Origin of the sequence: Cohnella rhizosphaerae (assembly GCF_029525575.1) — a bacterium.
Lineage (GTDB): Bacteria > Bacillota > Bacilli > Paenibacillales > Paenibacillaceae > Cohnella > Cohnella rhizosphaerae.
This window is the reverse complement of sequence record NZ_JAPDIA010000008.1, coordinates 227,702-246,302: the sequence shown is the minus strand read 5'-3', so window position 1 is coordinate 246,302 and position 18,601 is coordinate 227,702. Positions and strand designations below refer to the sequence as shown.

Here is an 18,601-nt window from a genome sequence, read left to right as displayed (position 1 = left end):
TCACTTCCCGTAGATTATTGGATGAGTCCTTGAACGATCAAACAGACGATCAGTACCGAACCGCAGCGATTGGCGGCCTTGACGGAAGCGCCCATGAGCGGCAAGTAGGCGCGGGAGCTGTTCTGCTCCTGAAGGCGCCCGTAGACCAGGTACAGCGGAATCGCCGTGAGCAGCCCGACCAGCGCATAGGCGGGCAGCGCCCCCGCGAGCGCCGCAACGACGAGCGATAACGCCGCCAAGCCGAGCAGCAAACGCGAAAATTGCAGCGCGCGGCGTTCGCCCCAGACGACGACAAGCGTGCGTTTGCCGGCCGCCCGGTCTGCCTGCCAGTGAAGGAAGTGGTGGTTAAAAAAGGATCAACGTCGTGAGCAGTCCGATCGGCAGCGACAGCAGGATCGCCCGGTAATCGAACGTAGAGGTCTGTACATAATAGGAGCCGAGCACCGGCAGCACGCCAAACGCGAGCAAGATCGCGAACTCGCTGTAGCCCTTGCCCCTGTACCCGAATCGGATCGGCGGCGCGACGTAAAAATAAGCGATGAGTCCGCCGAGCGCGCCGAAGACGAACGCCCAGATGCCGCTCAGGACAGCCAACGCGATACCGCTCGCGGCCGCGAGCGCGAACAAGCTCCAGGTGACCGACGCGAACGTGCGCATGCTCCAGACGCCGTTCGTCAAATAACCCGAATTGGTGCCGATGGCGTCCGCCGTATTTTTCGCGGCTTCGTCCGTCCCGTTCTTATAGTCCCAGAGGTCGTTGATCATATTCGAAAACAGATGGGCCGCCCCGGAGCCGACGAGCGTGAGCAGCAGCAGCCAAATATCGAAGACGCCGTCCCACACGTAAGCGCCAAGCGCCCCAAGCGCGACGGGCATGAGCATGACCGGGATGACGCGCATGCGCGAAGCCTTCATGAACCGCTTGAAAGATTCCATCTTCCGCATCCCTTCCTAAAATCGAATAATTGCGCATAAGAAAACGGCCTCGCCGACCTGTCGAAACAGCGAACCCGTCACACAGCTTGCATCGCGTATGTTACTTACTATAGTATAGCACGTTCTGTCGAATTAGGGTACCGGTTTGAAGAAATCGTCTCCGCGTTCCCATTGGTCCAAAAAATGCCTGGACTTCAAATTCAGCGCCAAATGATGATCGAACCACCTGCGCATGACCGTCGCCAGCTGCTTGGCAGTCGATTCCTTCACGGTCACGTTGCCGAGTCTGCGCATGTCCATCGCCGAGAAAACGCGCAGCAGCTTCCATACGCCTTCCTCCAGCTCCATCGCCCGCGGATCGCGATGACGACACCGGGTACACAGGGCGCCGCCGCCCGCCGCGCTGAAATAAAACGGCCCTTCCTCCCGCCCGCAGCCTGCGCAAGCGTCCAGCATCGGCGCATAACCCGCAACGGATGCGATCTTCATCTCGAACAAGCGGGCGACGATCCGCGGGTCTTTGCCTTCCGATATCGCCGTCAAACCGGCATGGAGCTGATGATATAAAAAAGCGCCCGCGTCTTCGTCCTGAATGGCGCGGTCGCACAGCTCGACCAAATAGGAGGCGTAGGCGGCCTGATCGAGACCTTCTCTGAGCCCTCTGAACGATTCGACGATCTCGCCGTTGTTCAGGCTGCCCGAGGCCGCCGCCCTTGTAAAAGGAAAAATCGCCGAGCGTAAACAGCTGGGCGAGCGATGCGTAACGGCTTTTCGGTTTGCGGGCGCCTCGGATGACGATGCCCTGCTTGCCCAACGACGGCGTCATGATCGTGACGATCTTGTTGCCTTCCCCGTAATCGATGCTGCGAATGACGATGCCTTCCGTCCGATAGAGCAACGGCCTCTCCCCGTTTCTGTGCGCCGTGTAGGACCGGGTCGCGCGCCGCTGACGGTGCGCGACGATCGCGGGCTGAAGCCGGTCAAGGTTACTTCAGGCTCCCGCTCCGCTCTCTTCCCCTTCGCCCTCTGGAACCGGTTCTTCCGACGCCAGGCCGGCGGCTCCGGGCTGAATCATTTCCTTGTAAAGCAGGTAGGCTTCGATATCGCCGGTCTGCGTAAACACGTGCCACGTGAAATCCCGCATAGCGCTCATCCTCCCCCGGTGGAAATGAAATCTTCCCAAATCGCCACCGTTAGAATGCCACCGCCGTCGTGCGGGTATGCCTGACACATTTGCCCTGAACGACGGTCGCGCTTGGACCGGGCACGAAGATCGTGCTTTAGTCGTGCCGGAAGCCGAGCGTCTTCAGGACCGATTCTCTGTTGCGCCAGTCTTCCTTCACTTTGACCCACAGCTCCAGAAAAATCTTGGAACCGAGCAGCCGCTCCATGTCATGCCGCGCCCGCTTGCCGACTTCCTTGAGCGCCGCGCCGTTTTTGCCGATGATGATGCCCTTCTGCGACGGCCGTTCTACGTAGATGACCGCGCCGATGTTCACCACGCCATTGTCACCGGTCCCCATGCTCTCGATCTCGACGGCGATCGAATGCGGAATCTCCTCGCGGGTCGTCTGCAAAATTTTCTCGCGGATGAGCTCCGCGCAGATGAACTGCTCCGGATGGTCCGTGATCTGGTCGGCCGGGTAGTACATCGGACCTTCGGGCAGATAGCGCCCGATCTGCTCGAGGAGCGTCGTTACGTTGTTGCCGTCGCGCGCCGATACGGGCACGACCTCGGTAAAGCCGTGCAGCTTGCTGTATTTGTCGATAATCGGCAGCAGCACTTCCGGCTGGACCTTGTCGATCTTGTTCAGCACGAGGAAGACGGGCGTGTTCACCTTTTTTGAGCTGCTCGATAATAAAGCGGTCGCCGCCCCCCGAGCTCCTCCGACACGTCGGTCAGGAACAGGATCGCTTCGACCTCCTCGAGCGCTCCGAGCGCCGATTTCACCATGAAGTCCCCCCAGCTTGGAGTTGGACTTGTGAATGCCCGGCGTGTCGAGGAACACGATCTGCTTGTCGTCCGTCGTGTACACGCCATGAATCTTGTTGCGGGTGGTCTGCGGCTTGTCGCTCATGATGGCGATCTTCTGGCCGATCACCTGGTTCATCAGCGTCGACTTGCCCACGTTCGGCCTGCCGACGATGGCGACGAAGCCCGACTTGAACTTGCCTTTTGTCTCGCTCATTCTATATTCCTTCCCTCCGCCAGCTTCGCCGGCGTGAATGCGCCGGGCAGCAGCTCGGCGACCGTCATAATCGAAACGTCTCCCTTATCGTTGCCCATAATGACCGGCAACTCCGGTCCTCCCAACTCGATGAGCACCTGCCGGCAGACGCCGCAGGGCGTGATCGGCCCGTCCGTGCGTCCGGTGACGGCGATCGCCCGGAAGCTGCCGGGCGCATGGCCGTCCGCGATCGCGCGAAACAGCGCGGTGCGTTCTGCGCAGTTGCCCGGACTGTAGGCCGCGTTTTCGACGTTGCAGCCATAATGCACGGCGCCTGTGCCGTCGACCAGCGCCGCGCCGACCTTGAAGCCCGAATAAGGCACGTAGGCCTTTTCCATCGCCTTGGCCGCCTCGGCCAGCAGCTGCTGCGGCGTCCAGCCGAGCGCCTCTATATTGATGTCCCCCATCTGTCATCCTCCGAATCGGACCTTGCGCGGCCCGAAGTCCATTATCCCGAGATCCGCTCCCACAGGGGCGGCAAAAGCACGATCAACCCGACGGCCGCCGCGAATACCGAAGCGATCAGCACCGCGCCTGCGGCCGTATCCTTCGCCGCCTTGGCCAGCTCGCTCCGCTGCAGGGAAGCGTGGTCGACCGCGCGCTCCACGGCCGTATTGACCAGCTCCGCGCACAGCACGGCCGTACACGCCGCGAGCAGCCACATCCAGTCCCCGCGCGGAAGCCCGAGCCAGGCCGCTGCGACGAGCACGACAGCGCTCGCTCCCAGATGGAACCGCATATGCGGCTCCGTCCGGAGCGCGTGCCCGATTCCGATGAGCGCTTGGCGGAACGACGCCAGCTCGGACTGGTTGCGGCTCACCGCGTCAGGCCCGCCCGGGCAAGTACTGCTTCTTGCTTGGCGAACATCGCGCGCTCCTCTTCCTCCGTGCCATGGTCGTAGCCCATCAGGTGAAGGAAGCCGTGCACGAACAGGAAGCCGAGCTCGCGTTCGGCGCTGTGACCGTACTCGACGGCCTGCTCGTGCATCCGCGGCACCGAGATGACGATATCCCCGAGCAGCTCTTCGATCCGGCCGGCAACCGTGCCGAGCTCAGCGTCCGGCGTTTCTTCGTCTTCCGCTTCGGCGTTCAAAATATCGACCGTCGTCGTCTCGTAATCGTCGTCGTACAAAATCTCGAATTCCTCCGCGCCCTGCTCGCGCATCGGGAACGACAGGACGTCCGTCGTTTTGTCCAGTCCCCTGTAAGTCCGGTTCAACTCGCGGATGCCTTCGTTGTCCGTCAACGTCAGCGTGACGATCCCGCTTGCGACGCCTTCGGCTTTTGCCGCCTCGTCCAGCAGCCGCGTCAACAGAGACGGCCAGCCCGCTTCGCCCGCCGAGACCGCCTCGCGCTCGTCCACCCATTCCAGCTTCAGGCTCATGCTTCCCGCTCCTTTTTTTCCGTGTCGTCTTTGGCGCTCTCCTCCGGATATTTGATCCGGGAGTGGAACATGCCGATGACGGTCGTCTTCAGCGTCTCGGCGATCTGGTTAAGCTCGCGCACCGTCAAGTCGCATTCGCTCAGCTGCCCGTCGTCGAGCCGGTCCTTGATGATCTTGGCGATGATCGACTCCACCTGCTCCACCGTCGGCGCTCCGAGAGAGCGGACCGCAGCCTCCACGCTGTCCGCGATGCCGACGATGGCCGCTTCCTTGGACTGCGCTTTGGGACCCGGATAGCGGAAGTCGTCCTCGGTCCATTCGTTCTCCACGCCGTCCTGCTCCGCCTGCTTAACCGCCTTGTAATAAAAAAATTTAAGAAAAGTCGTGCCGTGGTGCTGCTCCGCGATGTCCCGGATCTGCTTGGGCAGCTTGTGGGCCTTGAGCATCTCCGCGCCGTCGCGGGCGTGCGCGATGATGATCGAGGCGCTGACCCTCGGGTCAAGCTTGTCGTGCGGATTTTCCCCGCCGTTTTGATTTTCGATAAAGTAGAGCGGACGCTTCGTCTTGCCGACGTCGTGGTAGAAGGAGCCTACCCGGCAGAGCAGGCCGTTCGCGCCGACCGACTCGGCCGCCGCCTCGGACAGATTGCCGACCATCAGGCTGTGGTGGTAGGTGCCCGGCGTCTCGGTCAGCAGCTTGCGAAGCAGCGGGTGGTTCGGGTTGGACAGCTCGACCAGCTTGAGCGCGGACAGGATCCCGAACGTCATCTCGAAAAACGGCATGATGCCGATGACGAGGACGGCGGTGAGCAGGCCGCTCGCGAACATGAAGCCGACCGACTGGACGAGCTGGGTCCGGTCCGGATCCGGTCCGACCAGCGTCAGCGCGGTCACCGCGAACGAACCGAACAGGCTCACCATGATCCCCGCCTTCAGAATGGCGGAGCGCTGGCTCGCCCGGTGGATCGCCAGCACCGAGGTGAACAGCACGACCGCGGCGACGAAGCCGAAGCGGAAGTCGAACAGGCTTGTCTGCTCGACGTTCATGACGATGCTCGCATGAACGGTAAACAGAAGCGAGCCTACCATCGCCGTCTGAACGTCGATGAGCAGCGTCATCAGCATGCTGCCCAGCGCGAGCGGCGCGATATAGATGATATACGGCCACGCTTCGCTGTGCGCCAGCGCGACCAGATGCATGACGAGTATATTGATGGCGAAAATGAAAAAAAGCATCAGCCAATCGACGTTCGTCCGCTTCATCGCCGGCTTGGCCGCGGATGCCGTCAGCTCCGCATAGCTGTATAGCGCGAGCATGAACAGCACCGACAGCATGAGCGCGCCGAGCTGCGGCCAGTACGTTCGCTGCTCCTGAAGCAGGCCGAAGCCGTCGAGCCGCTCGTACGTTTCCTGATCGATGACTTGTCCGGCCTTGACGATCACGTCGCCCTGCTTGATGACGACGGGCGGCGTATTCTGCTTGGCCTGGACCTTGGCTTCTTCGGTCGCGTCCTTGTCGTAGAACTTGTTCGGCGTGAGCACGAATCTCGACAGCTCCTGGACGATCTCCCGCTGCGTCTTGAGCGCCAGCGAACTGCCGTTGACCAGCTCCGCCACCTTGGCGCGCGCGGCTTCGGCGTCCGTGATCGGGTCCGCCATCAGCCTGCGGACGACGTCGCGGCCGACGGTCCGCATCTCCGCGATCTGCTCCGTCGTCAGCTTCGGCAGCTTGTAGAACGTCTCCTCGGGAATCCGGTACGCCTGCGCTTGAACCGCCTTTTTCATTTCCCCGAACAGACTCGCCGAATAGTTGTCGGAGCCCGAATTCGCGCTGATGAACGTATCGATGAACTGATCCACGCGGTCGGGCAGTTCGGTGCGGTAGATCTCGATCTTCTGCTCGAGCGTCACCTGGTCGTCCTGATTGAGCTGGTCGATGCGGACGAGAATGCTGTCGATGAGATTCTCGCTGTGCAGCGCCACGTACGGATAGATGGCGCCGATCTTCTCGGCCGCTTCCTCCTGGGCCTTGAGCGTCGCCTTCTCGTCGGTCGCCTGATGCGGCGCCTTGATGTCGTGCTCGCTCTTCGCGCCCAGGGTAATATCGTAGGTCTCCGGTACGAGGCGCGTCGCCAGGCTGAAATAAAACAGCAGGACGAACGCGAGCAGCAGCAGTCCCTTGACCGCCGCGCTCTGCTTCCATCCTGCAGCAGCAAAGGAAGATAAAGCACCCGCCGGGCCGCTTCGTGTCCGATTCATCCGGCGCTCGCTCCTTTACGTATTGGTCTCGTCGTCCTTCTGATAGGCAACGATGATCTTCTGGACGAGCGCATGCCGGACGACATCCTGCTCGGAGAAGTACACGAGGCCGATCTCCGGAATATCCTTCAAAATGCGCTGCGCTTCGTTCAGGCCGGACTTCTTGCCCTTGGGCAAGTCGATCTGCGACACGTCGCCGGTGATCACCATCCGCGAGCCGAAGCCGAGCCGCGTCAGGAACATCTTCATCTGCTCGCCGGTCGTATTTTGCGCTTCGTCGAGGATGACGTACGAATCGTCGAGCGTGCGTCCGCGCATATAGGCGAGCGGCGCGATCTCGATCATGCCCCGCTCGAGCGCCTTGGCGACGCCTTCTGGCCCGAGCACGTCGTTCAGCGCGTCGTAAAGCGGGCGCAGGTACGGGTCGACCTTCTCCTGCATGTCACCCGGCAGGAAGCCCAGATTCTCTCCGGCTTCCACGGCAGGGCGGGTGAGCAGGATGCGCTTGACGCGCCCTTCCTTCAGCGCGGCGACCGCCGATACGACGGCCAAATAGGTTTTACCGGTGCCGGCGGGGCCGATGCCGAACACGATGTCCTTTTTGCGGATCATCGTAATGTAGTGGCGCTGGCCGAGCGTCTTCGGGGCGATCGGCTTGCCCCGGAAGGTCGTCGTGATCTCCCCCTGGAACAGCGCCAGCAGTTGGTCGGCCTTCATCTCCCGGGCCAGCTCGAAGGCGTAGCGCACGTCGCGCTCTCCGACGGTCAGTCCGCTGCGGATCAGCTGGAGGACCGTCTCGAAAAATTGTTGAAGAGACCGCAGGTCGCTCTCCGCGCCCTCGACGGTAATCTCCGCGTCGCGGGAATGGATGACGGCTGCCGTCTCCTGTTGGATCATGCGTAGGTACTTGTCCTGCGGACCGAACAAAGCCAGTCCCTCCGCGGCGTTGCGGAGAGGAATCGTAATGAAATGCCTGCTGTCTGTCAAAAAGCCTCATTCCCCCTGCGTCTTGGGATCGGTCGCGATCGGGCGCCGTACGGCAATCGATTGTTCGATTTCGAATAGTACGCGTATCATCACTTTACCATTCTCCGTTTGTTCATGCAAAATTTTTTCCGCTTTGACGACGGCGCCTTTGCCCGCGGCGGACAACGCCTCCGCACGCGCCTGCGCCAGCCCTGCCGCTCTCGCCGCGCCCGGGGTCAGCCGTTCGCTCCGTTTCTCGACCGCCATCTCCTTTTCCTTCAGGATCGCGACGGGCAGCGTCCAGCTTCCCCACTTGAACGATCGCCAGTCCGCGAACGTTTTCGATGCCGCATACGGCTCCTGGCCGTAGCCGCTCGTCTGCAGCGCCCGGTCGCCGATGACCAGGTAGGTCCGGTCCGCCGAATCGCCCGTATAATAGTTCGTGCTCCGCGCAAGCGGCGACACGATGCCGTATTCGTACCAGACGAGCCCCCCGCACCTCGCCCGCCGAAGCGACCAGCTTGACCCGGTCGGCCTCGCCGAGCTGCCCGGAGATCAGCGTCTCTCCCTTGCGCACGCGCGCGTTGCGCGCGACCAGCGGTTTGCCGCTCTCCGCGACGATGCGCGTCACGACGGCGTCCGCCTTCGCGATCAGATCGCTCGGCCCGCTTTCTTTGTTCACTTCGGGCTTGTTCGATCGAATGACGTTGATGACATAACGCGTCCCGCTTTTCTCCACGCCTACCCATGCCGCGTCGGGCAGCCTGCGCGCGAGCCGGTGCGCCAGCTCCGTGGCGTCCGGCAGGCGGGGAGACCATTGCAAAGGCCGAATGCCTTCGGCTGCGGCGGCCTTGCGGATCTCCGCTTCGGGAACCGTCTCGTCCGTATGGATTTGAACGTCCCAGACGAGCGTAGACAGCGCGAACAGCGCAGCGACGAACAACAAGAGGCCGCCCGCGAACGTCTTGCGCCGGGACAGGCGGCCGAGCTTGAACGGCAATCCGCGGCGCTCGAGCACGCGCGGGCGGCTGCCTGCAGCGCGAAGCAGCGGGCGCAAAGCGAAAAAATCCGGCACGGACACCCAAAACGACAAGCGCCCTTCCCTGTCGTAGGCGATCCCCCCACAGCTCGATCCGATGCGAGCCGGCCGCGTTCAAAAAGATTCGGGTGTCCCCGCCAACGAGCCTGACGCGGACGCTGCCGCGCACAAAACTTAACCATTGCCCCTTCAACGGCTTCTCCCCCTCTGCAGGCTTGTCCTCCGCTTGGACGCCGGCAACCGCCCTGGCGGCGCCGCGCTCCCGTCTATGCGAAACCCATGCGGCGCTCCGCGCCCCTCGTATGCGCAAGGGCGCAAGGGCGTCGCCGCCGTCGCCAGCGACGTCTAATCGCCCGGATGCAGCAGCACGCCGGTAATTTTCCCTTCGACGAATACTTCCTCGCCGCCGATGAGCCGGATGACCAGATCGCTCCCGACGATCTCCAGCTCGCCGCGGTCCATCGCGAGCCGCAGCCGATCCTGCGAAAAATGAAGCACGCCGCGATGATTTTCCACCGTCAGCTGGAGTCCCGCGATCATCGTGATACGCGGTACGTCCAATACGACGTCCTGCGGCAGATCGAGGACGCGGGCCGTCCATTTGCGCAGCTTGCGTCCGACACGCGGCATGACGCGTCCCCCCTCCCATACGTTCCATCTATATGCGGAAGAAACGCCGAATATGAGAATGGCGGCAACGGCGGCGAGCGCCGCATAAAGAAGCCGCCAAGCCTGACGTGCAGGCTGGCGGCGCATTGGCAAGCGGTATTTGGTTTGCGGGACGCTTCGCTTATCGCGAACCGGCGAATACGCGAGCGGCTAGCGATCCGACGCGGTCCCGCTGTCGAATCCAACTAATTTTTTTTAACGTACGCGCATCCTTCAAAAACTGTTCGGCCTCTCCGTCCTTCACGAATTCCAGCAACGCATAACGAGGCTTGCCCGAGCGCTTCAGCGCGTCGACGTATGCGCGCCACTCCGCTTCTCCGGCCTCCAGCGGCCGATGCATGCGCTGCATATCGTAGTGGAACACATGAACGTTGGACAGCCAGGGCAAAAAGGCGGCCAGCGTCGACAAGTTACTTTGCGGGGAAACCGCAATCCGAGGCTGCCAGTAAAGGCTTACGTTGTCGCTGGCGATCGATCGGATGAGCGAAACGGACGAAGTCTCCGTATCCGCCAGCGTGCCGTCGTGAAATTCGAGCGAAAGTCCGATCCCCCTCCGCTTCGACAGCTCCGCGATGCGCCGGATTTCTTCTGCGATGCTAATGCGCATGGCCTCGTCCGCTTCGGCCGAGCCTACGCTGCCAGCCCAGATTCGGACGTTCGGCGCGCCGAGCGCTTCGGCGGTGTCCAGGACGATATTGAAATCGTCCCCGCCGCCGGCACGATAATAAGAGCCGTAGGAGGGAACCTGCAGCCCGGCCGCTTCCGTCATTGCGCGAACATCTCGGGCGTGCCGCAGCTCGCCGGGAAGTACGTGGACATCCCCTCCCCCATTCGATCCCGTCAAGGCCGGCTTGCGCGGCGAGCGAGACGATATCCTCGGGGGATAGCTTGCGAAAAGTTACGGATACGATGCCGGTGGATAACATACGAGCGACGATCAATCCTTTCGGTTAAGATACGAACGAAGCGCCTGCCAGTCCATTCCAGTATACGCGATACGCGCAAACCCATGCGCAAATCATCTAACGCCTAGACTTCGCCCGAATATCGGCGGCGAGAACAAATCCGCTTGGTTCAGGGCGTCGCTGCATAACGGTAGTCCCATATAGCTAAGAAAGGGCGAAGTCTGCGCTTTTACCCCGAAACTTATTAATTCTGATTAATTGAAAAAGCCGTCCTGCCGGGACATGCCCGATCAAGACGGCTTCGCTTGCTTAAGGCGACCTGCGGTGCGCGCTATCTGCGAAAAGGCTTGCGCGAGCGGGGCGGCCCTGAAATCTCGGCCCAAACCACTGCGCGGGCCAGCTCGCTGCGCTTCGGTCGCGCAGGCCCCGGAGCGTCCTGCGTTTGCGCGGCTGCATAGAGCGGGGATGCGTTCGCGGCCGCATGGTAGGCCGCATCCTCGCGCGCCGCTTGAGCCGCGGACGCCGAGGGCACGCCTTCGCCGCCCGATTCGCCCTCGCCCGCCCAAGGCACGGGCGTCGGCGGGGGGACTGCCCGGGCTGCGGTATACGATCTGCCTGTCGCCTGCCGGCGCGCCGCTTCTATCTTCGGCCGGTTCCGCGCTTCGCGGACGCGCGGGCAGCGTCACGACAGGCGGCGCCCTCCGCTCGGAAGCGGCCGGACCCTCCCGCCGTTCGACAGGCTGCTGCGCCGTCGTCGGCCTTGAAGCCGGCTTTGGCGCCGATGTCGGCCGCATCGGGCGGGGCATTCCGCCGCCCCCCGAAGTCGGGCATGCGCCCCGCGGGGCGGTTGCCCGACTTCGGGGGCGGCTTTTCAAGCGGCGATTTGCGAAAGAGGACGTACAGAACACCCGCAATCACGAACACATAATAAATGTTTCCGAATAGAAAGCGAATGAGTTGCTCCATGGCGATCAGCGCTCCTCGCCGTTGCTAGAACCCGCCTCGCTCTTGCCGATCGAGCCGCGCATTTGCGTATCCGCCTCGAGGTTTTTCAGATTCATATAGTCCATAACGCCCATCTTGCCGCCGCGCAGCGCTTCGGCCATGGCGAGCGGCACATCGGATTCGGACTCGACGACTTTCGCCCGCATCTCGACGACGCGCGCCTTCATCTCTTGCTCCTGCGCGACGGCCATCGCCCGGCGTTCCTCCGCCTTGGCCTGCGCGATGCGCTTGTCGGCTTCCGCCTGCTCCGTCTGAAGATGGGCGCCGATGTTTTTGCCGATGTCGACGTCCATGATGTCGATAGACAGAATCTCGAAGGCGGTGCCGGCGTCAAGGCCCTTCGAAAGTACGGTTCGCGAGATCAGGTCGGGATTTTCGAGAACGACCTTGTGCGTGTCGGCCGAGCCGTTCGTGCTAACGATGCCCTCCCCCGACGCGAGCGATGATCGTCTCCTCGCCCGCGCCGCCGACGAGACGGTCGATGTTCGCGCGCACGGTGACGCGCGCCTTGACCTTCACTTCAATGCCGTCCTTCGCTACGGCCGATACGATCGGCGTCTCGATGACCCGCGGGTTAACGCTCATTTGTACCGCTTGAAGCACGTCGCGTCCGGCCAGGTCGATCGCGGCCGCCCGTTCGAATGGAAGCGGAATATTGGCCCGCTGCGCGGCGATCAGCGCGTTGACGACCCGATCGACGTTGCCCCCTGCGAGAAAGTGGCTCTCAAGTTGATTGATGTTAAGACCGAGCCCCGCCTTGGTCGCCTTGATCATCGGGTTGACGATCCGGCTCGGTACGACGCGGCGAAGCCGCATGGCGACGAGTGTGATGATGCTGATCCTCACGCCCGAGGCAAGCGCGGAAATCCAGAGCATAAACGGGAAAAAGCTGAAAAAAACGGCCAATGCGATAATAATCAAAGCGCCGATAATCAAAAGCTGAACATTCGGGTCCAAATAAATCCCTCCGCATCATAAATTGTAATCTCACTGTTCCTGCTGCACGGCTTTGACCAGGATTCGAGTGCCGTCTACCGAGACGACTTCGATTCGCTGGCCCGCGTTCAAAAATTGCCCGCTCGTTATGACGTCGACGCGTCTGCCGCCGATCTCCGCGACGCCAGACGGTCGCAGCGGCGACAGCGTCACGCCGTCGCTCCCCACGAGCAGCTCGCGATCGTCACCGCTCGGAACGAAGCCCTGCTCCGCGGTGAGACGATCCTGCAGGATGAACCGGTTCCATATTCCTCGCTTGCGAAAGACATAGGCGACGAAGACGACGAGCGCAAGCGCGATCAACAAGGCGTAGCCTAGGGATTCGAATGCATTGCCCGTGTCGTAGGCGGCCGTCACGACGCCGCTGACGATGCCCGCGCCGCCCAACAAACCGAGTATGCCGAAGCTTGGGACGAACATCTCCAGAACGATAAAGACAACGCCAGCTACGAACAGTACGATCGATTCCCGCCCGGCGAAGCCGGCGACCTGCTGCCCGAAAAAGTACAGCCCGAACGACAGCAGTCCTAAAATGCCGGGCACGCCGAAGCCGGGGACGATGAGCTCGATGAGCACGCCGGCAATGCCGACGATAAGGAGCAGCGTCGAGACCGCCGGACTCGTCAGCGCCTGCGAGACGCGCTCGGCCAGGGTCGGATTTTCGTGAATGACCGTGAGCTTGGCTAGTCCTTCGGCTGCGATCGCCTGCTCGGCCGTTTCCGCTTGCCCTTCCGCATAGCCGGCCATCAGGGCTTCGTCGGCGCTTAAGGAAATGATCTCTCCTTTTTGCTTCGTCCGGTTCAAGCCTTTGATCTCGACGACGGCGTTCGGATCCACCATACCGACCGCGATCTGGCCGTCGCGGCCGTTCATCTCGGCCGCAGAACTCATCTGCTTGCTCCAGAAGGAAACGATCTTCGGGCTTTCGACGGCTTCGCCGGCGGCGTTCACCACCATAGCGGCGCCGATCGTGGAGCCGGGCGACATATAGAGGCGATCCGCGTTCAGCGCAATGTACGCGCCTGCCGACGCAGCCTTGCCTTTGACAAACGCCATCGTCGGCACCTTGGCGGAACGGATTCGCTCTCCGATCCGTTCCGCGCTCTCCAAGCTGCCCCCCCGGCGTATCGATCTCCAGCACGGCAAGCGCTGCGCCGGCATCCTCCGCCTCCTTCAACGCCCGATCCAGAAATGAGGCGAGCCCGCGTTCTACCGTCATTTTAACCGGAATGACGTAGACCGAATAGCCTTCGTTCACGGCGGGCGATGCCTTCGTCTCTGCCCCGGCAAAGACTCCGCCCGTCGTCAACGCAAACGTCATCAGCATGAGCGCAGCCAGCGGCCCCAGCAGTCGTGCGAACGTACGTCTTTTTTATTCCTCCATGACGGGTCAAATAGCTTCTCCCCCTCCCTCGGGAAACTCGGGTTGCGGTTTTCATGCCCGCATGATGCAGCCCCGTATGACTTTCAGTACGTTATGTAAGGGCTTTACGTTTCATGAATCCGAAGCGCGACGTCCCTTTCATCATACCCTAAAGCGGACGCAAAGACGCAAAAAGCACTCTCCGCGAGGAGAGTGCCTGTCGTTCTCGAGATAATCATTGCAGTAGTTGTTGGACGATCTGGTTGACGAGCTTGCCGTCCGCGCGTCCCTTCACCTTGGGCATCAAAGCGCCCATCAACTTGCCCATATCGGCTTTGGAAGAAGCACCGGTCTCTTGAATGGTCTGTGTAACGAGAGTCTTGATTTCTTCTTCGCCTAGCTGAGTGGGCAGGTACGCGCTGATGATGTCGATCTCCGACGCTACGGCCGTGGCCAGATCGTCGCGGCCCGCTTTGCCGAATTCCTGGAGGGAATCCTTGCGTTGTTTGACTTCGCGGCTCAGGATCTCGATCACTTCGTTATCCTCGAGCGGGCGGCGCAGCTCAATCTCTTGATTCTTGACCGCCGCACGAACCATGCGAATCGTGGTCAGGCGAAACTTATCCTGCGCCCGCATCGCCTGCTTCATGTCTTCGTTCAAACGGTCCGCGAGGTTCATAATGCGTAATTCCTCCTAGAACTTGCGTTTACGAGCAGCCTCGGACTTCTTCTTCCGCTTAACGCTCGGTTTCTCGTAGTGCTTGCGTTTTTTCAGTTCCGCGAGAACGCCGTCTTTAGCGATCGAACGCTTGAAGCGGCGGAGTGCAGCGTCGAGTGTTTCATTTTTGCGAACTTTCGTTTCGGACACCTGTTTTCCCTCCCTCCGGAACAGACCACAACACACGGTTATCAAACTTCATTATAGGCGAACAGGAAAGGCAGTGTCAACTTTCCCGCAGGCAATTTTGAAAGGAATTATGCTTGCGCCGGACGAGCGTTGAGCGGCCCCAGTTTTTCCCCGCCCATCACGTGAATATGCACGTGGTATACTTCTTGCCCGCTGTCGGGATTGCAGTTGTTGATCAGCCGGTAACCGCTCTCGGCGATGCCCGCTTCCCTGGCGACCCGCTGGGCGGCAAGCATGAGCTTGCCCAGCAGAAGCGCGTCCTCCGGCTCGGCCGCGTCCATCGTCGGAATAGGCTTTTTTGGGAATGACCAGCACATGCACGGGCGCCTGCGGACGGATGTCCTTAAAGGCCAATACATCGTCGTCCTCATACACGATATCGGCCGGAATCTCGCGGTTGATGATCTTGGTAAACAGCGTATCCATAGGTTCAGCCTCCAGCAATAAAGTCGTTCAATCCTATCATACGCTACGCGAATCTGCTCGTCCAATCGCGATAGACGCTTGCGCGCAGCGTTCGAACGGTTTGACCCGACTTTGGCCAAAACATAAAAAAGTGCGCTCCCCCCTGCCGATTTCATACGTTCCGTTGTTCCAAAAAAAAGCCCGCCCGGTAATGGGCAGGCTCCTGCTCGCGAGATTGCGGTCGGGTCGATCCTCAATAATAAGGAAGCAACGACAGCGCGGTCAAAGTGTATAACGGCAACACAAGTCTGCTAAAGCGTCTTGGCCGGAAAGGAAAGGGGCCAGGACCGAATCCTGGGCCGAATCCCGGACCAAATCCGGGGCCGAAGCCAGGTCCGAATCCCGGGCCGAAGCCGGGACCGAACCCCGGACCGAAGCCAGGTCCGAACGCCCTCTGTTCTCCGATCGCGCCCGGCACGGCCAAACCCAACGTATGATCGTCAATATATTCTACGATGCCGTCGTAACAAACGCCGTTCTGATCCTGCACTTCGACGTACCGGTGCATATGCGCCTCGCATAACGCCTTCATATCCGTTCTTAGCATGAACGATGCCTCCCCGTATGGCCGCTGCTTGCTATCAGCATATGCCCATGCGGGCGTTCGGCTACCGGCGGCATGCAAATTATAGCGAGCGCGTTAAACGCGGAAGCGGCCAATCGGTCAAGGCCGTTATAACCGGGTCATTGGATCGAGGCGGCGGAATCGTTCAGTTCGTTGATGAAACGCTGCACGACGGGCACCCAATCGACGCCGGCCTGCATCTGTCTGAACCGGTCGTTGCCGGTCGGCGGCGTATAGTCCTTAAGGATGGCGGCCAGCCTGTCCGCCGAAGTCGCGATCGAGGTCAGCCTGATCCGATCTTCGTCGGTAAGCGCGCCAGCCCTGTTGCCCATCGGCTCCAAAGCTTCGTTGATTTTTTGCAGCGGCATGGAAACGGCCGGGACGGCCGATTCGTCTCCCTGTCCGGTACGAATGCCAGCTTGAACGAGCACGCCCGACGCGCACTCGCCCCCCGGCCAGCTTGAGCATGCCCTGGGCCCTGACGGCCTCCATTCGCGACGTATCGTCGCCCGCTTCAAGCAACCCTGTCGACGCTCGCTTGACGCTGTCTGCATAGATCAAGCAGTAATTGTAGCTGGACGCCAGGCGAATGCCGCGCTCGGTTTTGAGCGTTTGTCCGTCCAGCAGCACCCTGGAGAACAGCACGACGATCAAAAACGTCAACAACGTAATGATAACCAGCAAAACAGGTACGGTATATTTTCTTTTGACCGACATGACTCCATTCCTTTCCAACGAATTCGGAAGGTAATACGGTCCGGCTTCCGGACGGTTGCGGGAAAATTCATGCTAGTAGAGACGCTCCCAATCCCCGCTCGCCACAAAATAAATGTGGCCCTCGTCCACTTTTCTCCCCAGGATGCCCTCGATCGCGCGCGCGTACATCTCCATCTGGAACCTGTGCTTCTCCGCCGCTTCTTTCCAATTCCCGTCGGGCACCGCGTCCGTCTTGTAGTCGACCAGCACCAGCCTGTCGCCGTCGTCGAACAAGCAATCGAGCACGCCCTGGATGAGCGCCGTCTCCCCGGCCAGCTCGTCCGGATTCGCCGATGCATGCGCTTCGGCGGCGGGAATGCCCGCGCTGAAAGGCCACTCTCTCCACAGCCTGCGCGCTCCGCTCATTCGGGCGTACAACGCCGTCCGGCAAAAGCCGGCGATATTGACGCTCCGCACCGCTTCGGCCTGCTCAGGCGTCAGGATCAGCTGCAGGATCAGCCGGTCGAGCAGCGCTTCCACCTCGGCTTCCGCGCTGTCCGGCGCGATGCCGAGCGGAAGATGCTGCATGACCAAGTGCACGGCTGTCCCGCGCTCCGCCGCCGTCATTTGCCTCGCGGACATGAACCTCGGCCTGCGCATGCGATAGGTCCAATAGTCGGAGTCGGGCACGTCCTCCGGATTGAAAGCCGGATGGCGCATCTCCTCGAGATCGGAGGCGTCAAGCGTCTCCTCGCGCATAGGCGGCGCATCCAGCGCCGAAGATCCGTCAACGCCGTCCGCTTCCCCGCCCGCGGTCCTTTCCATTGACAGCTGCAAGGGACCGGCTCGGCCCGCAGACATCGCCGAGCGGGCGGCAAGGCCGTCGAATTCGCGCGCGGACTTCATCGCCGTAATCGACGTCTTTGCCGCCGCGCGCGCGGCCGCTGCATGCGGGTCGGTCCATGAGAGCGCGGCGTAAACCGCCTCTCCGGCAGGTGATGCGGGACCCGGCAGCGGCTCCAGGCGCGCCGCCAGGTTCCAGAGCGGCTCGCCAGCTTCTGCCTCTCTGTCCGGCGTCCTCGGCGCCGTAAGCGCGCGTGCGGGCAATACGCGGCACGACCACGGCGCCGGCCGCCGCTGCGCGTCCGGATCGCCTGCCGCCGCGGCCGGCGGCGCGCCGTCGGCCGACGTGAGGCCGCCGATATCCCACTGCGCGCCCGACAAGATCGAAGCCGGCCCCAGCCAATCCAAATAACGGCCCGCGGCCGCGACGGTATAATCCGAAAGCCGGTCCGTCGCGTCCTCGGCCGAACGGCGCCAGTTCTCCAGATCGCCGGCCGCGTTCTTGGTCGTGCCGACGAGAATGAGCTTTTCCTTGGGCCGTGTCAAGGCGACATAAAGCACGCGCATCTCCTCGGCCAACAGCTCGGCCTTCATGCGCCTGCGGATCGCCAGCTGCGGCAGCGTCGGGTAGGAGACGCGCGTCACCCGCTCGACCATTCGCGGTCCGAAGCCGAGCTTCTTGTGCCGCAGGAACATGCCCGTCAGGTCCTGACGGTTGAATCTGCGCCCGAGTCCCGCCGCGAAGACAACCGGGAACTCGAGTCCCTTGCTCTTGTGGATGGAGACGACGCGGACGACGTCTTCCTGCTCGCCGACCGCCCGCGCCGCGCCAAGATCGCCGCCCGTATCTCGCATCCGGCCCATAAACCGCAAAAACCGAAACAGGCCGCGATAGCTCGAATTGCGCTCGTACTGTCTGGCGCGGTCGATCAGCGCGCGCAGGTTCGCCTGTCGCTGCGCGCCTCCCGGCAGCCCCCCCGACGAAGTCGAAATAACCGGTATCCCGGTAAAGGACGCGGAGCAGTTCGCCGAGCGGCTCCCGCCGGGCGAAGCTCCGCCAGCCCTCGAGCCGGGATACGAAGCCGGCCAGACGTTCCCGCAGTTCGTCGTCCTCGATGCCGGCGGCGGCGGTCCGCACGGCCGACCAGTACGAGCCCGCGCGATCCGCGATCCGCACGGCGGCCAGCTCGTTCGCGCTGAGTCCCACGATTGGCGAGCGAAGCACGCCCGCGAGCGGAATGTCCTGATCCGGATTGTCGATAATGTGAAGCAAAGACAGCACGACGTCCACCTCGACGGCGGCAAAATAGCCGGTCGCGAGATCTGCGTAAGCCGGTATGCCTGCCGCCCGCAGCTCTTCCAGCACGACGGGCGCCA

18 protein-coding genes and 6 pseudogenes are annotated in these 18,601 nt (G+C 61.9%); all 24 read right to left on the bottom strand.

Annotated elements, in window-relative coordinates; translation table 11 throughout:
- Positions 1 to 14: 14 nt before the first annotated feature.
- Positions 15 to 272 (bottom strand): annotated as a pseudogene (locus tag OMP40_RS24430) (prenyltransferase); the annotation flags it as partial.
- 73 nt (positions 273 to 345) lie between these two features.
- Positions 346 to 936, bottom strand: coding sequence for a prenyltransferase (locus OMP40_RS24425; protein WP_277535303.1), 591 nt, complete (start codon positions 934 to 936; stop codon positions 346 to 348).
- A gap of 132 nt (positions 937 to 1,068) precedes the next feature.
- Positions 1,069 to 1,834: pseudogene (gene recO, locus OMP40_RS24420) on the bottom strand (DNA repair protein RecO).
- A gap of 93 nt (positions 1,835 to 1,927) precedes the next feature.
- Positions 1,928 to 2,080, bottom strand: a complete 153-nt coding sequence (locus OMP40_RS24415; RefSeq protein ID WP_277535301.1) for a YqzL family protein — start codon at positions 2,078 to 2,080, stop codon at positions 1,928 to 1,930.
- Between the two features lie 136 nt (positions 2,081 to 2,216).
- Positions 2,217 to 3,125, bottom strand: coding sequence for a GTPase Era (era, locus tag OMP40_RS24410; protein WP_277535300.1), 909 nt, complete (start codon positions 3,123 to 3,125; stop codon positions 2,217 to 2,219).
- Entirely contained in the window at positions 3,122 to 3,571 is a 450-nt protein-coding gene (cdd, locus tag OMP40_RS24405) for a cytidine deaminase (protein ID WP_277535298.1), read from the bottom strand. Before cdd ends, era begins: the two co-directional genes overlap by 4 nt.
- 41 nt (positions 3,572 to 3,612) lie before the next feature.
- Positions 3,613 to 3,984, bottom strand: coding sequence for a diacylglycerol kinase family protein (locus OMP40_RS24400; protein ID WP_277535296.1), 372 nt, complete (start codon positions 3,982 to 3,984; stop codon positions 3,613 to 3,615).
- On the bottom strand, positions 3,981 to 4,547 hold the full coding sequence (gene ybeY, locus OMP40_RS24395) for an rRNA maturation RNase YbeY (protein WP_277535293.1): 567 nt from the start codon (positions 4,545 to 4,547) through the stop codon (positions 3,981 to 3,983). The genes OMP40_RS24400 and ybeY overlap by 4 nt, the downstream gene beginning before the upstream one ends.
- A complete protein-coding gene (locus OMP40_RS24390; protein ID WP_277535291.1) occupies positions 4,544 to 6,805 on the bottom strand; it encodes an HD family phosphohydrolase in 2,262 nt (753 codons plus the stop codon). The genes ybeY and OMP40_RS24390 overlap by 4 nt, the downstream gene beginning before the upstream one ends.
- A 15-nt stretch (positions 6,806 to 6,820) precedes the next feature.
- Positions 6,821 to 7,792 carry a PhoH family protein gene (locus OMP40_RS24385; protein ID WP_277535290.1) on the bottom strand — a complete coding sequence of 324 codons (972 nt, stop codon included), beginning with the start codon at positions 7,790 to 7,792 and terminating at the stop codon, positions 6,821 to 6,823.
- A gap of 6 nt (positions 7,793 to 7,798) precedes the next feature.
- Positions 7,799 to 8,236 carry a sporulation protein YqfD gene (locus OMP40_RS42235; protein WP_420872036.1) on the bottom strand — a complete coding sequence of 146 codons (438 nt, stop codon included), beginning with the start codon at positions 8,234 to 8,236 and terminating at the stop codon, positions 7,799 to 7,801.
- A gap of 40 nt (positions 8,237 to 8,276) precedes the next feature.
- Positions 8,277 to 8,888, bottom strand: a pseudogene (locus OMP40_RS42230) (sporulation protein YqfD); the annotation flags it as partial.
- 267 nt (positions 8,889 to 9,155) lie between these two features.
- Entirely contained in the window at positions 9,156 to 9,440 is a 285-nt protein-coding gene (gene yqfC, locus OMP40_RS24375) for a sporulation protein YqfC (RefSeq protein ID WP_090115073.1), read from the bottom strand.
- A 160-nt stretch (positions 9,441 to 9,600) separates the two neighbouring features.
- Complete coding sequence (locus OMP40_RS24370) at positions 9,601 to 10,323, bottom strand: sugar phosphate isomerase/epimerase family protein (protein ID WP_277535286.1); 723 nt, start codon at positions 10,321 to 10,323, stop codon at positions 9,601 to 9,603.
- A 700-nt stretch (positions 10,324 to 11,023) separates the two neighbouring features.
- Positions 11,024 to 11,350 carry a hypothetical protein gene (locus OMP40_RS24365; protein ID WP_277535284.1) on the bottom strand — a complete coding sequence of 109 codons (327 nt, stop codon included), beginning with the start codon at positions 11,348 to 11,350 and terminating at the stop codon, positions 11,024 to 11,026.
- 5 nt (positions 11,351 to 11,355) lie between these two features.
- Positions 11,356 to 12,346 (bottom strand): annotated as a pseudogene (floA, locus tag OMP40_RS24360) (flotillin-like protein FloA).
- A 30-nt stretch (positions 12,347 to 12,376) separates the two neighbouring features.
- A complete protein-coding gene (locus OMP40_RS24355; RefSeq protein ID WP_277535283.1) occupies positions 12,377 to 13,546 on the bottom strand; it encodes an NfeD family protein in 1,170 nt (389 codons plus the stop codon).
- A gap of 437 nt (positions 13,547 to 13,983) precedes the next feature.
- Positions 13,984 to 14,427: a GatB/YqeY domain-containing protein gene (locus OMP40_RS24350; protein WP_277535281.1), complete on the bottom strand. Its 444-nt coding sequence runs from the start codon at positions 14,425 to 14,427 to the stop codon at positions 13,984 to 13,986.
- A gap of 15 nt (positions 14,428 to 14,442) precedes the next feature.
- On the bottom strand, positions 14,443 to 14,616 hold the full coding sequence (rpsU, locus tag OMP40_RS24345; RefSeq protein WP_080840534.1) for a 30S ribosomal protein S21: 174 nt from the start codon (positions 14,614 to 14,616) through the stop codon (positions 14,443 to 14,445).
- A gap of 107 nt (positions 14,617 to 14,723) precedes the next feature.
- Positions 14,724 to 15,081 (bottom strand): annotated as a pseudogene (locus tag OMP40_RS24340) (histidine triad nucleotide-binding protein).
- A gap of 232 nt (positions 15,082 to 15,313) precedes the next feature.
- Positions 15,314 to 15,667 carry a hypothetical protein gene (locus OMP40_RS24335; protein WP_277535279.1) on the bottom strand — a complete coding sequence of 118 codons (354 nt, stop codon included), beginning with the start codon at positions 15,665 to 15,667 and terminating at the stop codon, positions 15,314 to 15,316.
- A 137-nt stretch (positions 15,668 to 15,804) separates the two neighbouring features.
- Positions 15,805 to 16,116, bottom strand: coding sequence for a hypothetical protein (locus OMP40_RS24330; RefSeq protein ID WP_277535277.1), 312 nt, complete (start codon positions 16,114 to 16,116; stop codon positions 15,805 to 15,807).
- 358 nt (positions 16,117 to 16,474) lie between these two features.
- Positions 16,475 to 17,206, bottom strand: coding sequence for a PD-(D/E)XK nuclease family protein (locus OMP40_RS40380; protein WP_338131321.1), 732 nt, complete (start codon positions 17,204 to 17,206; stop codon positions 16,475 to 16,477).
- Between the two features lie 591 nt (positions 17,207 to 17,797).
- Positions 17,798 to 18,529: pseudogene (locus OMP40_RS40375) on the bottom strand (3'-5' exonuclease); the annotation flags it as partial.
- Between the last annotated feature and the right edge of the window lie 72 nt (positions 18,530 to 18,601).